This window comes from Lysinibacillus sp. BSL11 (genome assembly GCF_052928325.1).
In genome coordinates this window covers 82,797-103,558 of record NZ_JAVGCX010000012.1, presented here as the reverse complement: position 1 = coordinate 103,558, position 20,762 = coordinate 82,797, and the positions used below count along the sequence as shown (strand labels likewise).

Sequence of the window (20,762 nt, the reverse complement as noted above, 5' to 3'; positions counted from 1 at the left end):
CTTAATGATTATTAGATATGCAACATTACTTTTTCACTAGGTTTGTTATTGAGTTCCGTATTAAAGAGATCTATTTTAGGTAAAGGTTTCACTGCTAATTGTGCTAGACCATGCTTTTGTAGAATTCCATTAGAAGTAATACGGGCAGACTCCAAGATAATCGGTAAACCACTTCCTGGATGTGTACCACCGCCAACTAACCAGCTATTTTTTAATTCTTCAAATTTATTGTGAGGGCGGAATGTCAGCATCTGTGTAAGCTGATGACCTAGGTTAAAAGTTGCTCCTTTATATACACCTAAATTCTCTTCCCAATTTTTCGGTGAAATTATGTGTTCTTCTTCAATGTATTGCTCTAGATTTTCAATGCCAAGTTTGTCCTCAATTAACCCAATTAGCATGTTACGATAATCTTGTTCACAGGTATCCCACTCAATATGACTGAAATTATTAGGTACTGGTGCTAATACATATAGCGTTGATTTCCCTTGTGGGGCAACTGTCGGATCTGTTACAACTGCATTTTGAATGTAGATAGATGGATCATCCGACAACAATTTATGGTTAGTAATTTCTTCAACATTTTTTCGGTAATTTTTTGCAAACCAGATCGTATGATGGGGCAAATCAAATTTTTTATTGACACCTAGATAAAGCATAAAAGTAGAGCAAGAGTATTTTTTCTTCTCTAACTTTTCTTTAGTGTATTTTTTAAGAACACCAGGCTCGACTAAATGAGTCATCGCATGACCAAAATCACTATTTATTATTACTTCATTAGATGCTATTTTTTCGCCATTATCTAAAATGACACCCTTTACCTTTCGACCATCCAACCAGAGCTTTGAAACGCCACAGTTCGTGTAGATCTCTCCACCATTTTCTCGTACAACCTTTGCCATTGCCTGTGTTAACTTATTAATGCCACCTGTAATGTGATAAACACCATAAGCATGCTCAATAAAAGATAGAATGGAAAATGCACCAGGACTTTCCCACGGAGACATGCCTAGGTATTTTGCTTGGAAAGTAAAGGCAAGTTGTAATTCCTCTTGCTTGTAAAATCGTGAAAGCGTATCGATTAAAGATCTACCGATTTCAAGCTCACCCAATGCCTTTAAAACTTTTGGTTGTAGTAAATCTGTATAACGGTTCATGCTTGCTTGCAATACAGGTACTAACGCTTCTAATTTGTGATTAGTTTCCTTCATATATTTTTCAAAAGATCCCTCATTGCCTGGAAATAGTTCATTTATTTGACGAATCATTTCCTCACGATCACGAGTCATTTTAATGCGTTTATCGTGAAAAATTAATTCATACATTGGATCGAGGTTTACTAGATCTATATAATTATGTATATTTTTACCGGCAAGCTCGAATATTTCTTCAATAATATAAAACATATTTAAAAATGTGGGGCCCATATCAAATTTATATTCTCCTAGCTTTATTTCACTTGTTCTACCACCAATATAGGGTTGTTTCTCGTAAACTTTGACATTAAATCCTTTAGCGCTAAGCAGCATTGCCGACGCTAAACCACCTGGACCAGCTCCTATAACAATAATCTCCTTTTTCATTGTAAAAAACCTCCGTATCTGCTATTTAGTCTTTTAACACTACCTGTATTGAGTCATGATTTATAAATAGATAAAAATATTTATGGTTGTACAAAAGTTATACAGTGATTATACAATTAGTGTACAAAAATGTGCAAACTATATATTCTTGAAATTTAAAAAATTATTTTATGGCTATTGCGTACAAAAAAAATCATAGACAAAAGCATGCGTAACCAATGCTTTCATCCATGATATTCTCGTTGAACTTCTCAATAAAATAGATTGTAATAACAATGCCTTATTTAAACAGGGATAGCAGTATTAATAAACTTTTTAACGTTTGTTTATAGTACTAGTTCTAACCAAAAACGTTAAACTCCTACTAAAAATAAAGTTATTTAGAGTGAGAGTTTATAAGTTATTTATAACTTCATCAATAGTACTGGCAATAGCAATTGAATGTAAGGAATGTGTTTTTAAATACTCTTCAGAGCCAGCACCCCCCATATAAAATCGAATAGAAGGATGTTGTGCAGCGAAGTCATCTAATTGCTGAATGCTAGTAGGGTATAACTCAAATGGCCTTGTAGTCATAGCAGATAATAGAACCACCTTTGGTTTAAAATGTATGATTAAAGATTCAATTGCCCCAACAGCTGGAGAACTGCCAACAAGGAATGATCGCCAACCAGTCATCATTGCTTGCAACAATAAAATATGAAGTTGAACTTCATGATGCTCCCCTGGTAAGCATGCGCCCATTATAAGTGGTGCATCCTCTTTAGAGTGATAATTTCGTCTTAATTGTACTAAATAATCTCTAACAATCATCGTAGTCACAGATTCTTGATACTCAGTCCATTCCTGTTTTTCCCACAATCTTCCTACCTCTTGTAAGAAAGGAATAATCACATGAGATAGAAATTTTGCTAATCCTAATGAATGATTTGCTTGTTGCAGGAGTCGATTAAGTTCTACTTCATTGCAAAGTCTTCCTTCTTCCAATAAAAGATGACAGAAATGATCTACATTGTCGCTTATGGTCAACACTGTGGGGGTAACTGCCTCTAAAACATTTTGATTGCTAAGTACAATTGTCACTGCTTGTTTTATAGAATAGCCTTGGTTCGAAAGGCTAAGTACTTTTAAATATAGCTGCACATCCTCTTCACTATAAACACGGTGTCCATTTTCTAATCTTTTGGGATGAACAAGTTGGTAGCGCTCTTCCCATTTACGTATCACTTGTTTGGATAGCCCTGTGATTTCAGATACCTGTGTAATATTATATTGCCAATCTGTTGGTGTCATTATTTCCCTGCCTTTCTATAGCTAGTAACATTCATGATTGTGAGTATTTGTGTACCGTAGTGCTCTCCGAAACCTTACAACTTTTCATATTATAATATAGATATTTAAAAGTTGTACAACAATTGTATAACTATAGTGGTTGAATATTGAATAACAGGGAAATAAGGGTGGGGAATTTAATGAGACAATTTGTTGGTTTTTTCTTCCATACCATAATGAATAGGCTATACGATTTTATAGATAAGCTAATGGCTTTAAATAATTTATTAATGTTATGTAAGCGGAGTAATTATAAGTTGGAAAGGGTAATGAATATATTGAATTAGATGATGTATATGAGGGGGAAAGAACATGAAATGGATTGCACTCATAAGTTATTTTGCCATGGTTATTATTAATGGACTAGCTAGCACGGTGGGGATTAATGGGAAAAAGACAGGTGAAATTTCTAATCAGGTAGATGTATTGTTTATTCCAGCAGGCTATGTTTTTAGTATTTGGGGCTTGATTTATTTTTTATTATTCATTTGGCTTGTACAACAATTTCGGTCTTCAACTACTAATCGTATAAATAGCAATCTGGGTCTCTTTGTAATTACTGCATTTTTAAATATCGCATGGTTGTTGAGCTGGCATTATGAATTGTTTATAACGTCCATTGTTATTATGGTCGGCTTATTGGTTCATATAATTTTTCTGTATGTAAGTTACCCGAAAGAGGATAATCGTTTTTCAGGGAGACTTCCGTTTTCTGTATATTTAGGGTGGATTAGTGTGGCGTTGATGGCTAATATTAGCTTTGTGCTTAAATATTATGAGTGGGATGGGTTTGGGCTCTCAGAGGAAATATGGGCACAGTTATTACTTATTCTTGCGACTGTGCTAGCTGCTTTTATACGTGTTTATAAGCAAGATGTATTTTTTCCATTAGTAATTATCTGGGCTTTTATAGGAATCGCTATCAAGAATGGAGAAGATGCAGGGAGTATTTTCTATATGCCATTTATATATAGTTTGTTCCTGGTAATTTGGATTTTCATTGGAAGGCCTAAAAGAATATAGTTAAAGTATCTATAATATTTGATAGAAAGCGTGCTTTGAAAAGAAAATTTATTTATAAAGAAACCCAAACTAATGAAGTGTTATGAGCTTCTGTGTAGTTTGGGTTTTTTGTAAAGATAGGTGACCTTTCATCCAATTCTTCTTATCCAATGATTAAAATGTATTCACTTTTTTGAATGTAGAAATAATGGAAATATAAAGGGAATAAGCTCTTTTTGTCGAATCTTCTTATGATGAAAGGAGTAATCAAGTTTTGCTTGTCACAAATTATTTTTATGATCTACCAGAAGAGACTAAAGAGTCTATTTATTTATATGAATATAATCTTATATTGAGTAAAGAAGTTGAAATCATTCAATTACATCGAAAACGGTCAATTGTTTATGAAATGAAAAACAAAGGAATTATATTGAAAAAATTTTTATCTGAAGGAAAAGGGGATAACGGTATTTACGCATTGTTGGAGTTAAACAGTAGTCCTTATTTTCCTAAAATTTATGCATATAAAAAAAGAGAGTTTTTATTTGTAGAAAAAGTGAATGGTAAAACTTTATCACAGGTTTTAAAAGAAGGCATAACTAACAACGAATTAAAAGAAATTGTTTTGAAAATGATTGAAGCAAAAAAAGATATGATGAATGTAGACAGATACGATTTTGATTTTAAATTTGAACATATATACTGGGATACGGAAAATAGCACTTTGAAATGGATTGATTTGGGTGCGTGTGTAAAAAACCCAATAGGATATTCTGAAGAAGAAAAAAAGAAACGAATTGAATATTGCATTAACCAAGTCAAACAACAATTTGCTAAATATGGGTATAGTTTGTTGGATAATTTAGAGGGGCTATAACTAACTATTGATTTCATTTTGTAACCTAGTTTAATTGAACATAATTTTAAAAGTATGCATGCAATTGTAATCGGATTTTTCGATTTATTTTATCGAAATAATCATCTTTATCGATTTGTGAAATCATAATAAGCTATTGATATACGGGGACACTAGTTAAAACTTTAAGGAAGTAGGGATACTAAATGTCAATAGCAGTTATTTACGGTGGAAATCGTCCTGATGGGAATGTAGAGACATTAACAAAATTAGTTATTCAAGGCCTAATGGTAGAAGAAATTTATTTAAAGGATTATTTAATTCAGCCGATCATTGATAAGCGTCATACTGAGGAGGGCTTTTCTAATATCAACGATGATTATAACGCCATCATTGACCGCATACTTCCGCATGACATTCTTATTTTTTCTACGCCTATTTATTGGTATAGCATGACAGGAATAATGAAGAATTTTATTGATCGATGGTCGCAAACTTTAAGGGATCCAGATTATCCTGATTTTAAGGCCCTGATGTCTTCTAAAAAAGCATATGTCATTGCAGTTGGTGGAGATGAGCCCTATATAAAAGGGTTACCCATGATTCAGCAATTTCAATATATATTTGACTTTATTGGGACAAAATTTGAAGCTTATATTGTAGGAGAAGGAAACAAACCAGGCGACATTCTACAAGATTTAAAAGTGTTATCTGCAGCTAATCTTCTAAAAAATGAATTAGCAGGGAACGAGTAATTGATAGCCGGATAAAAAGACTTATTTGGAATCTATTATGATCCAAATAAGTTTTTTTATTTAAATTTTAATGGCAACAGGCTTGGCTCCATCGTTTCACGATTGCTTTGTTCGCAAGCCTGTGTCCCTGTCACTTAGCTACTAACTAGTGTAAACTGAAATTCACTATCGATAAAGATGAATGTTTCGGTAAAATTGAATAAAAGGGGTTTGAGTGAATGGATATGAAGCAACTTCAGACGTTTTTAACAGCAGCTGAGACCTTAAGCTTTACTCAGACAGCACAGCTTCTTGACTACGCTCAATCAAGTATCACTGCCCAAATTAAAACATTAGAGCAGGAATTGGGTGTTATTCTTTTTGAGCGCCTAGGAAAACGTATTGTCCTAACAGAAGAAGGTAACCGTCTACAACAGTATGCCAAAAAAATGCTAGAGCTAGATCGTGATTTGAAAAAAGCTATGTCCACTGAGCCCGAACAAATCGTCTTAAAAATTGGGGCTCAAGAAAGTCAGTGTGTCTATCGACTACCAAGTATTTTACAGCAATTTCAACAAGCACACCCGCAAGTGAAAATCATTTTCAAGCCTGTGCATACAACAGCTATTGCAAAGGATTTATTACAAGCTGGTAAACTTGATATTGCATTGATAACGGACACTTATCAGGAAACTGCCATGCTCAAGCGAGAGCGATTGATTCAGGAACAGCTTGTTTTTGTGAGTGCCCCCAAAGAAATTAGTCAGCCTCTATCGGCTCAACAAATTTCAACTGAAACGATGCTGTTAACAGAAACAGGGTGCTCCTATCGTAATCATTTAGAGGCACAGCTACAGCAAGAGGGTGTCAAGCCCTTACAAATGATTGAATTCGCCAGTATTGAAGCGATCAAGCAATGTGTGATGGCAGGGTTAGGTATTACATTTTTACCTAAAATGGTTGTAGAGAAGGAGCTGGAAAGTGGGCAATTAATGGAAGTACCGTCCACAGTTGATTTAGCGCCGATTTATACAGATATTGCATGGCATAAAGATAAGCATATGCATCCCTGTCTCGAAGATTTTATTGCCATCGCCAAACATAGCTATGAAGCTTTTAAGGATGAAAAAAGAGCCTGAATGAATCAGACTCTGTTACAAATTATTGCTGCTTGAGGGTACCCGAAAAATTGGTGCCTTCATTACGTTCAGCACGACAATCAATCTCGGACACCTTTAGGGCATTATTGGATAAACGTTCAAACTCGACGACACAACGATTGCCATTCGAGGATGTATTCATGAGGGCTTTCATGTTGCTTGTAATTGTGGCTGTGCCATTTACACTACCTGAAGCGGAGCCATCATTCGCCGTTAAAGCAATAGAAAAGCTCTTGTTTGTGGCATTGGAGATTATAGCATCACGGCGGTTAAACTCATTTGTACCCTTACCCCATTTATAGTAATAGGTATACACACCTTCCCATGCGCTTTTACTAGGAGTAGCCTGTTGTAATGATTTGTCGAGCTGATTTTGAGCATTTTTTGCCCTACTATTTAAAGATACGTTGTTGGCATTCTCATGAATTGCTTGTGCATCCGCTGAAATTTCATAATAATTTCGTTCGTCCATACGATAGAGCATCGTGACAACTTGCGCACGGGTCATGTTGTTTGTCACGCCATAAAACTTTTGTAAATTTCGCTCTTCGTACTGTGGATTTAGCCCGGAAGAAATATAGGTATCAAGTAAAAATTGAATAGATTGATTTAAGCCCTTCTTACCGCTAGCTAAATGAGCAATAGCCTGTGCCACTACACCGCGCTTCACAGTAGCCGCTCGGATTCGGTTGTCGAAATAGCCATTTAAAGGCACCCCATAGCTTGCGAGCTGGTTATAGAATTCATCCGACCAGTTTGCCGAAGGAGTTTGCTTTTTTAATTCGTCGATGGGCGTTTCGAGCTCATAAAAATTGGCTAATAGTTTTGCTAATTGCTGTTCCGTAATGGAAGCATTCGGTTTAAATGTACCGTCTGTAAAGCCGTTAACAATATCATATTCTTCTGCCCATAAAATAGCTTCATAGGCATAATGATCCTTTGATACGTCCCGAAAGCCAGCAGCTTGTACATTGCCTGCACTAGCTATTATCAGAATAGAAAATAATAATGTACCTATTACTTTTTTCATTTGTTGTCTTCATCCTTTCTTGCTCGCTTTAGTAATAGTTTGCAGGAAATGGATAAAAACTGCAAATTTTTCTAGTGAAAAAATAATCGCTGCCCTTTGTTGGGTAGCGATTATTTTAAACGTCGTTATTGGGCTGTGTAGCCACCATCTACTGTTAATGTGTTCCCTGTCATAAACGTTGAATCTTCACATGCCATAAATAAAACAGCTTTCGCCATTTCCTCTGGTTGTCCTAGTCGTTGCATAGGTGTGATCTGACGTAATGGCTCCTTACTTTCTTCCGGGATAATTGGTGTATCAATAAAGCCTGGACATAGGGCATTGACACGAATCCCCCGCGTAGCAAATTCCAATGCTAATGAACGTGTTAAATTAATCACGCCACCTTTTGCTGCATTATAAGCAGCTGATCCTGGCGAGCCAACCCAACCATACATTGAAGCTGTATTAACGATTGTTCCACCATTCGCTTTTAGCATTTCTTTGATGGCAGCCTGTGCCATTAAAAATACACCATCTAAGTCTACATTTACAGTTTGACGCCATTCCGCATAAGGAAGCTCCTCAGTTGGCGTAACACGTCCAATTCCTGCATTATTAAAAAGGACATCGACTTTGCCAAATGCCTCAATAGTTGTTTGATAAATAGCTGCTACTTCCTGTTCATCCGTTACGTTTGCTTTGATAAACATGGCTTCTGCTCCTGTTGCCTGTAGTTCAGCTGCAAATGCTTGGCCTTTTTCCTCGTTTAGGTCCACAAGCACCACTTTTGCTCCCTCTGCTACAAATAATTGGGCTGTTGCAGCACCGATACCAGAAGCACCACCTGTAATAATTGCGACTTTATCTTGTAATTTCCCCATACATGACACTCCCTTAAACAATCTTTTTTCTTGCACACTGTGTAAATCACGGTGTACTTTTATTGTAAAACGCCTGAAAACGGAAACAATCATTAATGTCGTAGTAAATATCTAACTAGTAGACATATGTGCCTGAAATGTCTAAAAGGGGGAAGTAAAATTGCCAAAATGGACACAAAGACAAGAAAGAACCCGCCGTCATTTTTATGAAGCGTTTGTCGAGTTAATGAAACAGCATGGTTTTCAAGCCATTACAGTGAAGGATATTGTAGAACGAGCGGGCTATAACCGTAGTACCTTTTATGTGCATTTTCAAGATAAATTTGAACTAGCAGAGAATTTACTAGAACAAATGCTGAGTGGTCTGGAAGTGGCAGTAGGTGAACCCTATCTATATGGTGAAAAGGTATATACGACAAAATTGAAAGCACCATCCTTTAATATTATTCATTACATTTATAAGCACCGTCAGTTTTTCGAGCTGCTGAATGTGGAAGATACGATTCCTGGGTTGCACACCCGTATGCCCTTAACGATTACAAAAATTTATCAAGAGCAATTTAAATTTGAGACGATCAATCAGCAGCCTGTCAACATGAACATGTTCAAGCATTATACTTCCTACGGCTTTTATGGATTGATGATGCAATGGATTGCAAGCGGTTATGAAAAATCAGAAGAAGCTTTAATCAAGGACATTATTGAATTAACGAAAACACATATTTATGCATTTGAATTTATAGGAAAGCCGCTGGAAAAAGAAGAATGAAAGTATATTAAAATAAATATATGTATTTTTATAAAAGAATCTCTAATGTCTGCATTAGGGATTTTTTTGTTTGGGCTAAACTAATTTTTGTGTAAGAAAAAAATTTTTTAAAAGAAATTTTCATAAAGTAGTTGAATTTTCTTTGTATTAAGCATATATTTTTCCTAAGGGAAACAAAATATCTCCAAAGAAAGAAGAGTGCGTGAATGAAAGATTTAGGTGATTTCAAGCTGACGATTCTTCCAATGGCCATTTTAATTATTTTAGCAATCGTATGGAAACTGACCGATTCAGTAGGCGCAGGTATGATGTTAATACTTTTCTGGATGAGCTGGCGCCAGCTTATCAGGAAAATGAATATAAATTAAGGTATTGTATGGAAAAAGTTAGGAGATTGAAGTTGAATACTACTAGGGGCGGGCATGACAAACAATTTACGGCTTGTCCGCCGATTGGTTACTTCGTTGTTTAGGCACTTTTTTCAAACAATTGCTTAAAAAAGAGAAAGTCGAGGTAGGAAAATGAAACAATGGTTAGGTGTGATGGTATTATCACTCTCATTTCTATTATTAGGCTGTTCAGCAGAAACAGAGGGTGAAAAAGAAGGTATTGTGGTTGCAACCACTGGACAAATTGCAGATGCGATAAAAGAAATCAGTGGTGATCATTTACAGGTATCAGCATTAATGGGTCCAGGTGTAGATCCCCATCTCTACAAGGCGACTCAAAGTGATTTATCAAAATTGGATAAAGCAGAAGTCATTTTTTATAATGGCTTACATTTAGAAGGACAAATGCTCGATATATTTGAACAAATGGCGAAGGATAAAACGGTCTTGGCAGTGGGCGAGACATTAGATGAAAAACAACTGCTTGCCAGTGATACGGATGCCATGCTCCATGATCCACATATTTGGTTTGATATTGAGCTTTGGAAAGGTGTTGTCAAGGCAATCAGTACGCAGCTTCAGGAAGAATACCCTGAATTTAAAGCAGATTTTCAAACAAATGAAGCAGCTTACTTGAAAAAGCTGGATGATTTACAAAGCTACGCAGAAAAGCGGGTGAATGAAATACCACAGCAACAAAGAATATTAGTAACCGCTCATGATGCATTCAATTATTTTGGCAGAAGTCAGGCATTTGAAGTACGTGGCTTGCAAGGGCTGAGTACGGATTCAGAGTATGGAGTGAAAGATGTTCAGGAGATGGTTGATTTCTTAGTAGAAAATAAGATTAAGGCTCTTTTTATAGAATCCAGTGTGTCCGATAAGGCGATGAAAGCTGTTATTGAAGGGGCTAAGGAGAAAGGCCACGACATTGTCATCGGTGGAGAATTATTCTCCGATGCTATGGGAGCTGAAGGAACAACAGAAGGTACGTATGTAGGTATGTATCAACATAACATCGACACGATCGTCGATGCATTAAAGTAGGTGAAGAATATGTATGCATTAACAGTGGAAAATCTATCGGTGGCGTATGATAAAAAAACAGTATTAGAAAATGCCTGTGTAACAGTGCCTACAGGTCATCTAGCTGCCATTATTGGCCCAAATGGTGCAGGGAAATCCACATTTTTAAAGGCCATTTTAAATCAGCTTCCCAATAAAGTAGGAAAGGTAGAAATTTTAGGGAAGGTGTTTGAGCCAAAGAGTTTAGTAGTAGGCTATGTTCCTCAGCGTAATGCGGTGGATTGGGATTTCCCAACAAATGCGTTGGATGTGGTGCTCATGGGGCGTTATGGCCATACAGGTTTATTTAAAAGACCGTCTAGGCAGGATAAAATTGTTGCTCGACAAGCTTTAGCAAGTGTTGGGATGCAGGATTTTGCAGAGCGTTCCATCGGGCAGCTTTCAGGAGGTCAGCAACAGCGTGTATTCCTGGCTAGAGCCCTTGCACAAAATGCAGATATCTATTTTTTAGATGAACCATTTGCAGGAGTAGATGCTGCGACAGAAAAAACGATTATTGATATTTTAAAGGATTTAAAGGCACAGGGAAAAAGTATTTTTGTTGTGCATCACGATCTTCAAACCGTTAAAGAATATTTTGACTATACGATTCTATTAAACAAAACGATTTTAGCATCAGGCGCAACAGAAGATGTTTTTACACCAGAGCAATTACAAAAAACATATGGTGGTAAACTTTTCATGATGCAGCATGTGTAAGGAGGGACATAATGTTAAGCGGTAACTTATTGTGGGTACTGAGTGGAACGATGTTACTTGGCATTGCAGCAGGTATCACAGGCACGTTCTCCTTCTTACAAAAACAAAGTCTAGTTGGGGATGCTGCTGCGCATGCAGCATTACCAGGCATTGCCCTTGCGTTCCTGCTAACAGGTCAAAAGGAATTGCCGATTTTAATGCTAGGAGCGGGCATTACATCTGCATTATCTGTGTATTGTATTCAATGGATTGTGTCATTTTCAAAAATGAAGGCTGACGCTGCCATTGGATTAGTCCTCACTGTATTTTTTGGTGTGGGTGTTGTATTTTTAACAGTGGTCAACCGTAGCCCACTGGGGAATCAGAGCGGTCTGAATAATTTTATCTTCGGTAAAGCAGCGACGATGACCAAGGCAGATTTAATGTGGCTCTTTATTAGTGCAACCATCATTATTGTAGTTAGTCTCTTGCTTTATAAGGAATGGAAGCTACTGATCTTTGATCCTGTTTATGCAAAAGGGATTGGCTTACCGATAGAGGCTTTAAAGGCAACATTAACGGTTTTAATTGTTATGACAATTGTTACAGGTATACAAGCTGTTGGCGTTATTTTAATGTCAGCTCTATTAATTATTCCTGCTGCCAGTGCCAAGCTATGGACAAAAAAATTGAGCACAATGCTCATTTTAAGTGCTGCGATTGGAGGTATCGCTGGCATAACAGGAACCTTTATTAGTGCAATTCGAACAGGGTTATCGACGGGTCCGATAATTGTCTTAGTGGCAGCAGGTATATTCTTTATTTCGTATTTTATAAGTCCAACTGGTCAAATTAGTAAATATCGTAGGAAAATGCAATTTCGAAAGCAGGGTGATGTAAGATGATTGAATTTTGGGTTGTATTCACGGGACTGTTAGTTGGGATAACTTGTGGAATTGCAGGTGTCTTCCTCATCTTGCGTAGAATGTCCATGATTGCAGATGCGATCAGTCATACAGTGCTCTTTGGCATTGTGATGGCTTACCTTATTACCCAAACGTTGAATGGTTTTTGGATGTTGGTAGGTGCTGCGTTTGCAGGAATTTTAACAGCCTATCTTGTGCAATTATTACATTCTTCTGGTATTCAAGAAGACGCAGCGATAGGCGTAGTGTTTACATCTCTGTTTGCAGCAGGTGTTCTCCTTATCACCTTATTTGCAGGCAATGTGCACTTAGATGTTGAGCATGTTTTAATGGGAGAAATTGCTTTTGTTCCTTGGGATAAATGGACATTGCTTGGGCTAGCAATGCCTAAGGCAGTATGGATGCTCTTGCTCGTCCTCGTCATTAATATTGGGTTCCTACTTCTTTTCTTTAAAGAAATGAAGCTTGCGACGTTTGACCCTGTTTATGCAGCAACCATTGGAATTCCCGTTGTCTTTCTTCATTATGGCTTTATGACATCGATTTCGTTTACAACAGTGGCAGCTTTTGATAGTGTAGGGGCCATTTTAGTGGTTGCCATGTTAATTGGACCAGCTGCAACTTCCTATTTAATCAGCAAGACGATTAAGCAAATGTTTGTCTATAGTATGCTCTTTGGAGCTGCTGCTTCCGTCATTGGCTATTATTTAGCGAAATTCTGGGATACCTCTATAGCAGGTATGATGGCGACAACAGTCGGCTTCATTTTTTGCATGACGTTCATCTGTCAAAAAATCGTTGAGCGTAGAAAGAAAGCACTTGTTCATAAACTAGAAACCTCTTAACGAAAAACATCGTTTGATACGCTCATCAAACGATGTTTTTTCTATTGGGGGCAAGTTCAAACTTTTGAATGAGTACTCCTTCTAGGAAAAATAGTATACTCGTTAAGATAAACTAGAAAGAGAAAGTGTAGCATAGCATCTAGCAAATTTTTCTATATTTTTATGTACGAATATTTAAAATTTTGTTACGATAAATTTTATGATAGCAACAAGGAGAACAGCATGTGGAGAAATCGAAACGTATGGATTATTTTATTAGGTGAATTTGTCGTAGGTCTCGGCTTATGGGCTGGCATTATTGGCAATTTAGCCTTTATGCAAGAGGTAGTACCTTCTGACTTTCACAAATCATTAATTATTTCTTGTGGTATTTTAGCAGGCTTAGTCGTTGGTCCAATGGCAGGGCGTATCATTGACCAATCGAAGAAAAAAACGGTTGTCCAGTTGGCGAGTATCGGACGCATCATCAGTGTTTTATTTATGTTTATCGCACTTTATACTAATTCTGTCATTTGGATGATTCTATTTTTAATCACACTGCAAATAGCAGCAGCATTTTATATGCCTGCCTTGCAATCTATTATTCCCATGATTGCGAAGGAACAGGATTTAATTACATTAAATGCTTGGCAAATGAATGCGAGAACCATTTCAAGGATCGTCGGTACAGCCGCTGCCGGATTTATGCTCAGTTTTTTTGAGTTAAAATGGTTATATATTATTTCATTTATTGTCTATTTATGTATGTTTGTCATTACTAGTCTATTGCAATTGGATGAAGCATCTACTGAAACGATGACAAACAAAGAAAAAGGGAATTTTAAAGAAGTGTTACCGATGGTCAAAGAGCATCCAGTCGTCTTGATGACCCTTGTCTTAATGTTAATACCTACATTATTTTTAGGCTCTTTTAATTTAGTAATTATGAAAATAGCTGAAATTCATCAATCTACCACAATTTCAGGATTATTGTATACGGTGGAAGGTCTCGGATTTATGCTTGGTGCAGCTGGTTTAAAAATGATTGCTGACCGTGTACAAATGGGTACTCTGCTTTTTTCATTAGCCTTTATTATCGGCTCAATGGAGCTACTATTATTACTGGCAGATATTCCATTTTTCGCTTTAGTGGCATTTGGCGTTTTTGGCTTTTCAGTTGGCTGTTTTTTCCCAACAACAATGGTAATCTTCCAAAAGCAAGTACCCAAACAGTTCCATGGACGCTTTTTCTCATTCCGCAACATGATTGATTCAGTCGTCTTTCAAGTCGTGCTTTTATCGACAGGCATGATGCTAGATTTAATTGGTTTAAGTGGTATGGGACTTGTTTTCGGAATCATAAGCTTAAGTTTAACCACTACTTTCTTATTTTACGCTAAGAAAAAGAAAGTCGTTATGCATGCACATTCAATCAATTAAAAAGGTAGAACATGTTTCTTTGGAAGCATGTTTTATTTGTGCATAAAAATGTAGATGTGTATCAATCGATTGACAATGGTAAAATAAAACATTATCATTCAACTATTCAATAAATTAATTGAATAGTTGTAAGGGGGTTAGTATTAATGAATGAGCGTAATTTAAAGGATTTGTTATATCAAGAATTCGCTAGGATAGGAAAAAGTTTATCTAGTCCTAAGCGATTGGAGATTCTTGATATACTTTCTCAAGGTCCGAAGTCTGTTGAGGCATTAGCCAAGAACACCGACATGTCAGTTGCGAATGTATCTCAACATTTACAAACACTTTTGAACGCCCGATTAGTAAAATTCACAAAAGAAGGTAATTTTGTTATTTATGAATTAGCAGATGATGTGATTTCTGATTTTTTAACGACATTACATGCATTATCTGAAAAGCAATTGATTCAGGTTCAGCAAATAAAAGAAGCATTTTTTAATGAGCACCTTGGTATAGAGGGAGTAACACTTACCGAGCTTATTACTCGAATGGAAAAGGGGGAGGTTTTATTACTAGATGTTCGTCCAAAAGAAGAGTTTGAAAAAGCACATATTCCTGGAGCTGTTTCGATTCCAATTGAAGAGTTAGAGGAACAACTATCTTCATTGCCAACCCATTTTGACATTGTGGCTTATTGTAGAGGCCCCTACTGCTTATTGTCAGCACAAGCTGTAAAAATGTTGAAAGCAAAAGGCATGAATGCTTTTCGATTAGAAGAGGGCGTTTTAGAATGGCAAAGTTTAACTGAAAATAAATGAAGTGTTTGTAGCTCTGATAAAGATTAATGGAAAGAAGGTTGAAAAATGGTTGAAAAATCTCAAGAGTCAATTGCGTCCTATATTGAGTCACCAGAAAAACTAAAAAACCTATATAGGCGTGTATTGATAGTTGTTAGCTTATCCCAAATTTTTGGTGGAGCTGGACTTGCAGCGGGTATTACTGTAGGCGCTCTACTGGCACAACAAATGCTTGGAACGGATGCCTATGCGGGTGTACCCTCTGCATTATTTACATTAGGCTCTGCGGTTGCGGCTTTCATTGTAGGAAAACTATCACAACGTTATGGTCGCCGCATAGGCTTATCAACGGGTTTTATAGTGGGTGGACTCGGTGCAATAGGTGTAGTTCTTGCTACTTTAATAAATAGTATTGTGTTATTGTTTGCCTCTTTATTAATCTATGGAGCTGGTACGGCAACTAATTTACAGGCACGCTATGCCGGGACAGATTTAGCCAATAATAAGCAACGTGCTACAGCAATCAGTACAACCATGCTTATGACCACGTTTGGAGCTGTTTTAGGTCCAAATTTAGTAGAATGGATGGGAAAAGTGGCCCTGTCTATCGGTATTCCAGCTCTAGCGGGTCCATTTCTATTATCTGCTTTGGCCTTTATTATGGCGGGGCTTGTATTGTTTACTATGTTGCGTCCTGACCCTCTAGAAATAGCGAAAGCCATAGAGGCACATAAGCAAAAAATGAACAAAGAAAATCAAACACCATCCATGCCTATATCAAGCAATAAAAGAGGCCTAGCGGTAGGAGCAACAGTTATGGTCCTAACACAAATTGTCATGGTGGCCATCATGACAATGACACCTGTACATATGAAACATCATGGACATGGATTAGCTGAGGTTGGTATTGTGATAGGGTTTCATGTAGGTGCTATGTATCTGCCATCACTCGTCACAGGTATGCTTGTTGATAAAATCGGACGTACGGCAATGAGTATTGCTTCAGGTATTACGCTGCTGCTCGCGGGCGTAGTGGCTGCATTTGCACCAAGCGATTCCATGGTGTTACTCATTGTGGCACTTTCTTTACTGGGATTAGGTTGGAACTTCGGCTTAATTAGTGGAACTGCTCAAATTGTTGATGCGACGGAGCCTTCTACCCGTGCAAAAACACAGGGGAAAATGGATGTCTTTGTGGCATTGGCAGGTGCATCAGGTGGTGCGCTATCAGGTATGGTAGTAGCGAATTCAAGCTATGCAGTGTTGTCCTTAGCAGGAGGGCTATTGTCGTTAGTATTAATTCCTGTTGTCATTTGGTCTAGAAGAGCCTAAAAAAGAGAAGGAGAAAAAAGGGAATCTCATCATCTTGGACATGGTACCTTTTGATTGCGCAAGATGTTGTCCGACGTGATATGTTAAAGGTGCATTTATCGAGAAGGCAATCTTTCTATTGAATTAATTCGTCAAATCGCAGAGTATGGTAAAGGTCGTTGTGAAGTTGTCATTGTAGAAGGAATATTACATACCAGTCGTTATGGAGCTATGTTAAAAGATTTAATCCACTTCTATGATCAGAAGGCCAATACTTATTATTTTGATTTATCTTTTGAGGAAACCGTTATTCGTCATCATTCTAGCGCTAAAAAGAATGACTTCGGGGAAGATTCTTTACGTGCTTGGTGGAATCCGCATGATTATCTTGGGGTGGATGGAGCAACGCTGCTGACGGCAGAGATGTCTCAGGATGATCGATTAAAATTGATGGTAAAGCAACAAACTTACCCTTTCTTAGGGTAAGTTTTTTCATAGTGTTGAAAAACAAAACCATCAATAGAATTGTTGTAAAAGGTGAAAATGGATTTCCGTGCAGGTTACTTCTTTGGCGAACACAGCTCCGTTTAGAGGTTTACCTGTATCGCTATCCCAGAAGATTCAAGTAGCCTTCCACTCCAACCCATTAAAATGTTTCTTTTTTAGAAAAATTTATCGAATAAAACAAAGGTGTTCACTACTCTTTATGGCGAGGGTAGTCACTCATCACTTCTCACTACTGCCAGTATGAAAGAGGAAAAGACACTTTTGTAGAATGGTTGATTGGAGAGGAGTCAGCAACACAGAGGAGACCCCTAAAGCGAACGCCCTGGAAAGGACACTGGCGGAACGAAATCAAACCCTCGCCTTTTAAAATTGCATTTTCTACCGTTGACATCACATTTTTTCAATTGGAACTATTTTATTGAATAAGCGTTACAATATTAAATCGTTAGAAAGCGAAGAGTAGGTACATATGTGGATTTAATAACAGAAAAATTAATCATGATTGCTTTATTTATTTTAATCATTCATGCGATTGAAACGCTTGCCTATGCCGTACGTTTATCAGGAGCACGTGTCAAATTACTAGCATCGGCTTTATCTCTTTTTAATGTAATGGTCATGGTGTCGAGGTTAGCAAATATGATGCAACAACCATTTACAGGGAGCCTTGTTGATACAGCACCCACGGTTAATGCGATGACATTTGTAGAGCATCAATTTCGACTAATTATTGGAGCGGCTTCGCTTGGAACAATAGTAGGAATCTTACTTATCCCCACCTTTGTAGCCATTTTTTCAAGGGCTATCGTTCATTTGGCTGAGGAAAGAGGTTCAATCCCGTCTTTATTGAAAAAGGGCTTTACATTTGACTATGTAAGACGGGGGATTAAGCATATTCATACACCAAATTTTAGTTATTTAAAAGGCATTCGTCTACAGGATATACCGATTAAATTATTTGTCATCAATATTGTCATTACAGCTATCTATACGATTGGCGTTTTATCTGCATTGTATGCCACATTATTAGTACCAGAATTAAAGACTACTGCTGTTATGGCATCTGGATTAATTAATGGCATTGCAACGATACTATTAATCCTATTTATTGACCCGAAAATATCCATTCTAGCAGATGATGTGATCAATAAGAGAGGAAGCTATCTAGACCTAAAAAGAATGTCTGTTATGATGATGTTTTCCAGATTTTTAGGAACCATTGTGGCACAGTTATTATTGATTCCAGGGGCTCATTACGTTGCATGGTTTGCAAAGCTAATTGCTTGATTAGAACCACTTCCTTTATGTTTTTTTAGGAAGTGGTTTTTTACTTTTAGGACACAGCAATTAATCGTGAGGTGTGGTAGGGGAGAAGTAAAGAAATTATATAGTATAATGTGGGTGAATAATAGATTCGAAAAGAGGGGAACGAATGTATGCCAACGATACTTGTTGCGGATGACGATGCGAACATTCGTGAACTTGTTTGCCTTTTTCTGCGCAAAGACGGGTTCACTACAATGGAGGCAGGAGATGGTAAAGAAGCATTAGCCATCTACGGCTCAGCACCTATTGATCTTGTTGTACTGGATATTATGATGCCAACGATGGATGGCTGGACACTATGTAAGGAGCTCCGCAAAATGAATATGGATCTTCCTCTACTGATGCTGACTGCAAGAGGGGAGACATGGGAAAAAGTGAAGGGCTTTGAGCTTGGAACGGATGATTATTTAACAAAGCCATTTGATCCGTTAGAGCTAACTGTACGTGTAAAGGCACTTTTAAAGCGCTACAGAATTGGCCATTCGCAGACCATTCAACTTGGTCAAGTCACGTTGGACCGTCAGACCTATAAAGTAATGAGAGGAAAAGATGTTATTTCACTACCACTCAAGGAATTTGAATTATTATATAAGCTTGCAGAAACACCTGGACAAGTCTATACAAGAGAACAACTGATCGACCAAATTTGGGGGATTGATTATGTGGGAGATAATCGAACCATCGATGTACATATTAAGCGCCTGCGTGAGCGCTTCAACACCATCACTGATTTTCATATCGATACAATAAGGGGTCTGGGCTATAGGCTTGAGGTTGAGGAATGATTAAATCTTTATATACACGCGTCGTTTTAATCTTTCTAGTTGCTGTCATTGGGGGAACTGTTATCTCTTTTTTCATGGCAACATGGGTATTTAAAGATAAATTAAATGAAAGCTTACAAATTCCCTTACTAAATTTTGGACAAGACATGGTACAAATTTTTGACACATTGCCATATCATGAAGCAGATCGTTTTATACGTGATATGCATCAGCTTGAATCCTATCATATTCGCATTTATGAAGAAACAGGGCAGTTTACGTCTTACGGAAAGCTTCATGGCAATCAGTTAGCCCCTGTAACAATGGAACAAGTACAAGCTGTACTGGATGGAGAGGTCATTCAAGTAATTCCAAGTGGTATTTCATCAATATTTGTCGGCATACCTCTAACAACAGAAATGGGAACTAGAGCGATGTTTATCCAAACGATTTCTTTACCTTCAACCTCTTTTTCCATTAAGTTGATTTTGAATTTTGCTACTTATGCCCTTGTTATTGGAAGCGTTGTGTTTTTAGTTGCAGCGATGTTTTTAGTCAAGCCAATCAAAAAACTAACACAAGCAACTAAACATATTGCTGGTGGTGATTTCAATGTCGAATTAAATATTAAGCAATCGGGGGAGTTAGGTACGTTGGCTAAAAGCTTTGAAGACATGGCGGAGGAGTTACAGCAGCTAGAGCAAATGAGGAGGGATTTTGTATCAAATGTGTCTCATGAGGTGCAATCTCCACTTACCTCCATTTCTGGTTACGCATTAGCACTGAAACAAGTCGATGTAACGGATGACGAGAAACGCCGTTATCTTGATATCATCATTTCAGAGGCCAATCGAATGTCTAAGATGAGTGATAGTCTTTTAAAGCTGAGCTTACTAGAATCAAAGACACAGCCAATGCTTCTCGATACGTTCAGTCTAGATGAACAAATTAGACGTGTCATAGTCTCCCTCCAGCCTCAATGGTCCTCTCGTAATATTGATTTTGAGCTTCAGTTGAAGGCTGTTCGCCTCATGGCTGATTACGATCAATTACATCAGGTATGGACAAATATTCTTACGAATAGTATTAAATTTTCAAATGCTAATGATACGATTGAGATCAGCATGAAGCAAAGTGCAAATCATGTGACAGTCCGAATAGCGGATAGAGGCATTGGGATTTCTTTAGAGAATCAGCAACGTATATTCGAACGGTTTTTCAAGGCTGATCGTTCCCATAGTCATAAGTATGAAGGCAGTGGGATGGGGCTTGCTATCGTAAAGCAAATCGTCTCGCTACATCGAGGAGAAATTGAAGTCGAGAGTGAGCTTGGATACGGGACGACAATGATTGTCAGATTACCTATCACCTTAAATTAAAGAGAGAATGTTTGTCGTAACATT

Annotated in this window: 21 protein-coding genes; 17 read left to right on the top strand and 4 right to left on the bottom strand. The window is 37.4% G+C overall.

The genetic code is table 11. The features are described 5' to 3' along the window. Positions 1 to 11 precede the first annotated feature (11 nt). On the bottom strand, positions 12 to 1,583 hold the full coding sequence (locus tag RCJ95_RS15415) for a phytoene desaturase family protein (RefSeq protein ID WP_221680291.1): 1,572 nt from the start codon (positions 1,581 to 1,583) through the stop codon (positions 12 to 14). A gap of 393 nt (positions 1,584 to 1,976) precedes the next feature. Then, positions 1,977 to 2,876, bottom strand: a complete 900-nt coding sequence (locus RCJ95_RS15410; protein ID WP_274769399.1) for a MerR family transcriptional regulator — start codon at positions 2,874 to 2,876, stop codon at positions 1,977 to 1,979. Between the two features lie 351 nt (positions 2,877 to 3,227). Between RCJ95_RS15410 and RCJ95_RS15405 the strand changes: the two genes are divergently transcribed. The 4 genes from RCJ95_RS15405 to RCJ95_RS15390 all read left to right on the top strand — a co-directional run bounded on the left by RCJ95_RS15405 (position 3,228) and on the right by RCJ95_RS15390 (position 6,646). Continuing rightward, positions 3,228 to 3,938 (top strand): TspO/MBR family protein, encoded by a 711-nt coding sequence (locus tag RCJ95_RS15405; protein ID WP_221680293.1) that lies wholly within the window; start codon positions 3,228 to 3,230, stop codon positions 3,936 to 3,938. A gap of 253 nt (positions 3,939 to 4,191) precedes the next feature. After that, the gene (locus tag RCJ95_RS15400) at positions 4,192 to 4,794 is read left to right on the top strand and encodes a hypothetical protein (protein ID WP_446722451.1); all 603 of its coding nucleotides are present in this window, start codon (positions 4,192 to 4,194) and stop codon (positions 4,792 to 4,794) included. Positions 4,795 to 4,979: 185 nt separating this feature from the next. Next, positions 4,980 to 5,528 (top strand): flavodoxin family protein, encoded by a 549-nt coding sequence (locus RCJ95_RS15395; protein WP_221680294.1) that lies wholly within the window; start codon positions 4,980 to 4,982, stop codon positions 5,526 to 5,528. Positions 5,529 to 5,746: 218 nt separating this feature from the next. Beyond that, positions 5,747 to 6,646, top strand: coding sequence for a LysR family transcriptional regulator (locus tag RCJ95_RS15390; RefSeq protein ID WP_221680295.1), 900 nt, complete (start codon positions 5,747 to 5,749; stop codon positions 6,644 to 6,646). Between the two features lie 22 nt (positions 6,647 to 6,668). On the opposite strand, the gene RCJ95_RS15385 is transcribed toward RCJ95_RS15390, so the two are convergent. Both RCJ95_RS15385 and RCJ95_RS15380 read right to left on the bottom strand, forming a co-directional pair. Further along, on the bottom strand, positions 6,669 to 7,697 hold the full coding sequence (locus RCJ95_RS15385) for an S-layer homology domain-containing protein (RefSeq protein WP_221680296.1): 1,029 nt from the start codon (positions 7,695 to 7,697) through the stop codon (positions 6,669 to 6,671). Positions 7,698 to 7,822: 125 nt separating this feature from the next. Next, positions 7,823 to 8,560 carry an SDR family NAD(P)-dependent oxidoreductase gene (locus RCJ95_RS15380; RefSeq protein ID WP_221680297.1) on the bottom strand — a complete coding sequence of 246 codons (738 nt, stop codon included), beginning with the start codon at positions 8,558 to 8,560 and terminating at the stop codon, positions 7,823 to 7,825. Between the two features lie 160 nt (positions 8,561 to 8,720). On the opposite strand from RCJ95_RS15380, the gene RCJ95_RS15375 reads away from it, so the two are divergent. The 13 genes from RCJ95_RS15375 (at position 8,721) to RCJ95_RS15315 (ending at position 20,738) form a co-directional block, all read left to right on the top strand. Then, entirely contained in the window at positions 8,721 to 9,329 is a 609-nt protein-coding gene (locus RCJ95_RS15375; protein ID WP_221680298.1) for a TetR/AcrR family transcriptional regulator, read from the top strand. Between the two features lie 206 nt (positions 9,330 to 9,535). Beyond that, positions 9,536 to 9,697: a hypothetical protein gene (locus RCJ95_RS15370; RefSeq protein WP_004230657.1), complete on the top strand. Its 162-nt coding sequence runs from the start codon at positions 9,536 to 9,538 to the stop codon at positions 9,695 to 9,697. 153 nt (positions 9,698 to 9,850) lie between these two features. Continuing rightward, positions 9,851 to 10,765, top strand: a complete 915-nt coding sequence (locus tag RCJ95_RS15365) for a metal ABC transporter solute-binding protein, Zn/Mn family (protein ID WP_221680299.1) — start codon at positions 9,851 to 9,853, stop codon at positions 10,763 to 10,765. Between the two features lie 9 nt (positions 10,766 to 10,774). Beyond that, positions 10,775 to 11,503, top strand: a complete 729-nt coding sequence (locus RCJ95_RS15360; protein ID WP_004230653.1) for a metal ABC transporter ATP-binding protein — start codon at positions 10,775 to 10,777, stop codon at positions 11,501 to 11,503. A gap of 11 nt (positions 11,504 to 11,514) precedes the next feature. Continuing rightward, positions 11,515 to 12,387: a metal ABC transporter permease gene (locus tag RCJ95_RS15355; protein WP_004230651.1), complete on the top strand. Its 873-nt coding sequence runs from the start codon at positions 11,515 to 11,517 to the stop codon at positions 12,385 to 12,387. Then, positions 12,384 to 13,253, top strand: a complete 870-nt coding sequence (locus tag RCJ95_RS15350) for a metal ABC transporter permease (protein WP_221680300.1) — start codon at positions 12,384 to 12,386, stop codon at positions 13,251 to 13,253. Before RCJ95_RS15355 ends, RCJ95_RS15350 begins: the two co-directional genes overlap by 4 nt. Before the next feature lie 222 nt (positions 13,254 to 13,475). Continuing rightward, positions 13,476 to 14,672, top strand: a complete 1,197-nt coding sequence (locus RCJ95_RS15345) for an MFS transporter (protein ID WP_274769393.1) — start codon at positions 13,476 to 13,478, stop codon at positions 14,670 to 14,672. A gap of 146 nt (positions 14,673 to 14,818) precedes the next feature. Continuing rightward, on the top strand, positions 14,819 to 15,472 hold the full coding sequence (locus tag RCJ95_RS15340; RefSeq protein WP_221680302.1) for an ArsR/SmtB family transcription factor: 654 nt from the start codon (positions 14,819 to 14,821) through the stop codon (positions 15,470 to 15,472). A 45-nt stretch (positions 15,473 to 15,517) separates the two neighbouring features. Beyond that, positions 15,518 to 16,783 carry an MFS transporter gene (locus tag RCJ95_RS15335; protein ID WP_221680303.1) on the top strand — a complete coding sequence of 422 codons (1,266 nt, stop codon included), beginning with the start codon at positions 15,518 to 15,520 and terminating at the stop codon, positions 16,781 to 16,783. A gap of 210 nt (positions 16,784 to 16,993) precedes the next feature. Further along, the gene (locus RCJ95_RS15330) at positions 16,994 to 17,248 is read left to right on the top strand and encodes a hypothetical protein (RefSeq protein ID WP_274769392.1); all 255 of its coding nucleotides are present in this window, start codon (positions 16,994 to 16,996) and stop codon (positions 17,246 to 17,248) included. Between the two features lie 519 nt (positions 17,249 to 17,767). After that, positions 17,768 to 18,556: a lipid II flippase Amj family protein gene (locus tag RCJ95_RS15325; protein ID WP_255600892.1), complete on the top strand. Its 789-nt coding sequence runs from the start codon at positions 17,768 to 17,770 to the stop codon at positions 18,554 to 18,556. A 149-nt stretch (positions 18,557 to 18,705) separates the two neighbouring features. Next, complete coding sequence (locus RCJ95_RS15320) at positions 18,706 to 19,380, top strand: response regulator transcription factor (RefSeq protein ID WP_221680306.1); 675 nt, start codon at positions 18,706 to 18,708, stop codon at positions 19,378 to 19,380. After that, entirely contained in the window at positions 19,377 to 20,738 is a 1,362-nt protein-coding gene (locus RCJ95_RS15315; RefSeq protein ID WP_274769390.1) for a sensor histidine kinase, read from the top strand. Before RCJ95_RS15320 ends, RCJ95_RS15315 begins: the two co-directional genes overlap by 4 nt. Positions 20,739 to 20,762: the final 24 nt, after the last annotated feature.

What these genes read in the sequence shown, in the direction of transcription:
- RCJ95_RS15395 (WP_221680294.1), top strand. Translation starts at nt 4,980, where the DNA reads ATGTCAATAGCAGTTATTTACGGTGGAAATCGTCCTGATGGGAATGTA.
- RCJ95_RS15345 (WP_274769393.1), top strand. Translation starts at nt 13,476, where the DNA reads ATGTGGAGAAATCGAAACGTATGGATTATTTTATTAGGTGAATTTGTC.
- RCJ95_RS15415 (WP_221680291.1), bottom strand. Translation starts at nt 1,583, where the DNA reads ATGAAAAAGGAGATTATTGTTATAGGAGCTGGTCCAGGTGGTTTAGCG.
- RCJ95_RS15385 (WP_221680296.1), bottom strand. Translation starts at nt 7,697, where the DNA reads ATGAAAAAAGTAATAGGTACATTATTATTTTCTATTCTGATAATAGCT.
- RCJ95_RS15335 (WP_221680303.1), top strand. Translation starts at nt 15,518, where the DNA reads ATGGTTGAAAAATCTCAAGAGTCAATTGCGTCCTATATTGAGTCACCA.
- RCJ95_RS15315 (WP_274769390.1), top strand. Translation starts at nt 19,377, where the DNA reads ATGATTAAATCTTTATATACACGCGTCGTTTTAATCTTTCTAGTTGCT.
- RCJ95_RS15380 (WP_221680297.1), bottom strand. Translation starts at nt 8,560, where the DNA reads ATGGGGAAATTACAAGATAAAGTCGCAATTATTACAGGTGGTGCTTCT.
- RCJ95_RS15325 (WP_255600892.1), top strand. Translation starts at nt 17,768, where the DNA reads ATGATTGCTTTATTTATTTTAATCATTCATGCGATTGAAACGCTTGCC.
- RCJ95_RS15320 (WP_221680306.1), top strand. Translation starts at nt 18,706, where the DNA reads ATGCCAACGATACTTGTTGCGGATGACGATGCGAACATTCGTGAACTT.
- RCJ95_RS15405 (WP_221680293.1), top strand. Translation starts at nt 3,228, where the DNA reads ATGAAATGGATTGCACTCATAAGTTATTTTGCCATGGTTATTATTAAT.
- RCJ95_RS15350 (WP_221680300.1), top strand. Translation starts at nt 12,384, where the DNA reads ATGATTGAATTTTGGGTTGTATTCACGGGACTGTTAGTTGGGATAACT.
- RCJ95_RS15340 (WP_221680302.1), top strand. Translation starts at nt 14,819, where the DNA reads ATGAATGAGCGTAATTTAAAGGATTTGTTATATCAAGAATTCGCTAGG.
- RCJ95_RS15365 (WP_221680299.1), top strand. Translation starts at nt 9,851, where the DNA reads ATGAAACAATGGTTAGGTGTGATGGTATTATCACTCTCATTTCTATTA.
- RCJ95_RS15330 (WP_274769392.1), top strand. Translation starts at nt 16,994, where the DNA reads ATGTTAAAAGATTTAATCCACTTCTATGATCAGAAGGCCAATACTTAT.
- RCJ95_RS15355 (WP_004230651.1), top strand. Translation starts at nt 11,515, where the DNA reads ATGTTAAGCGGTAACTTATTGTGGGTACTGAGTGGAACGATGTTACTT.
- RCJ95_RS15390 (WP_221680295.1), top strand. Translation starts at nt 5,747, where the DNA reads ATGGATATGAAGCAACTTCAGACGTTTTTAACAGCAGCTGAGACCTTA.
- RCJ95_RS15370 (WP_004230657.1), top strand. Translation starts at nt 9,536, where the DNA reads ATGAAAGATTTAGGTGATTTCAAGCTGACGATTCTTCCAATGGCCATT.
- RCJ95_RS15360 (WP_004230653.1), top strand. Translation starts at nt 10,775, where the DNA reads ATGTATGCATTAACAGTGGAAAATCTATCGGTGGCGTATGATAAAAAA.
- RCJ95_RS15410 (WP_274769399.1), bottom strand. Translation starts at nt 2,876, where the DNA reads ATGACACCAACAGATTGGCAATATAATATTACACAGGTATCTGAAATC.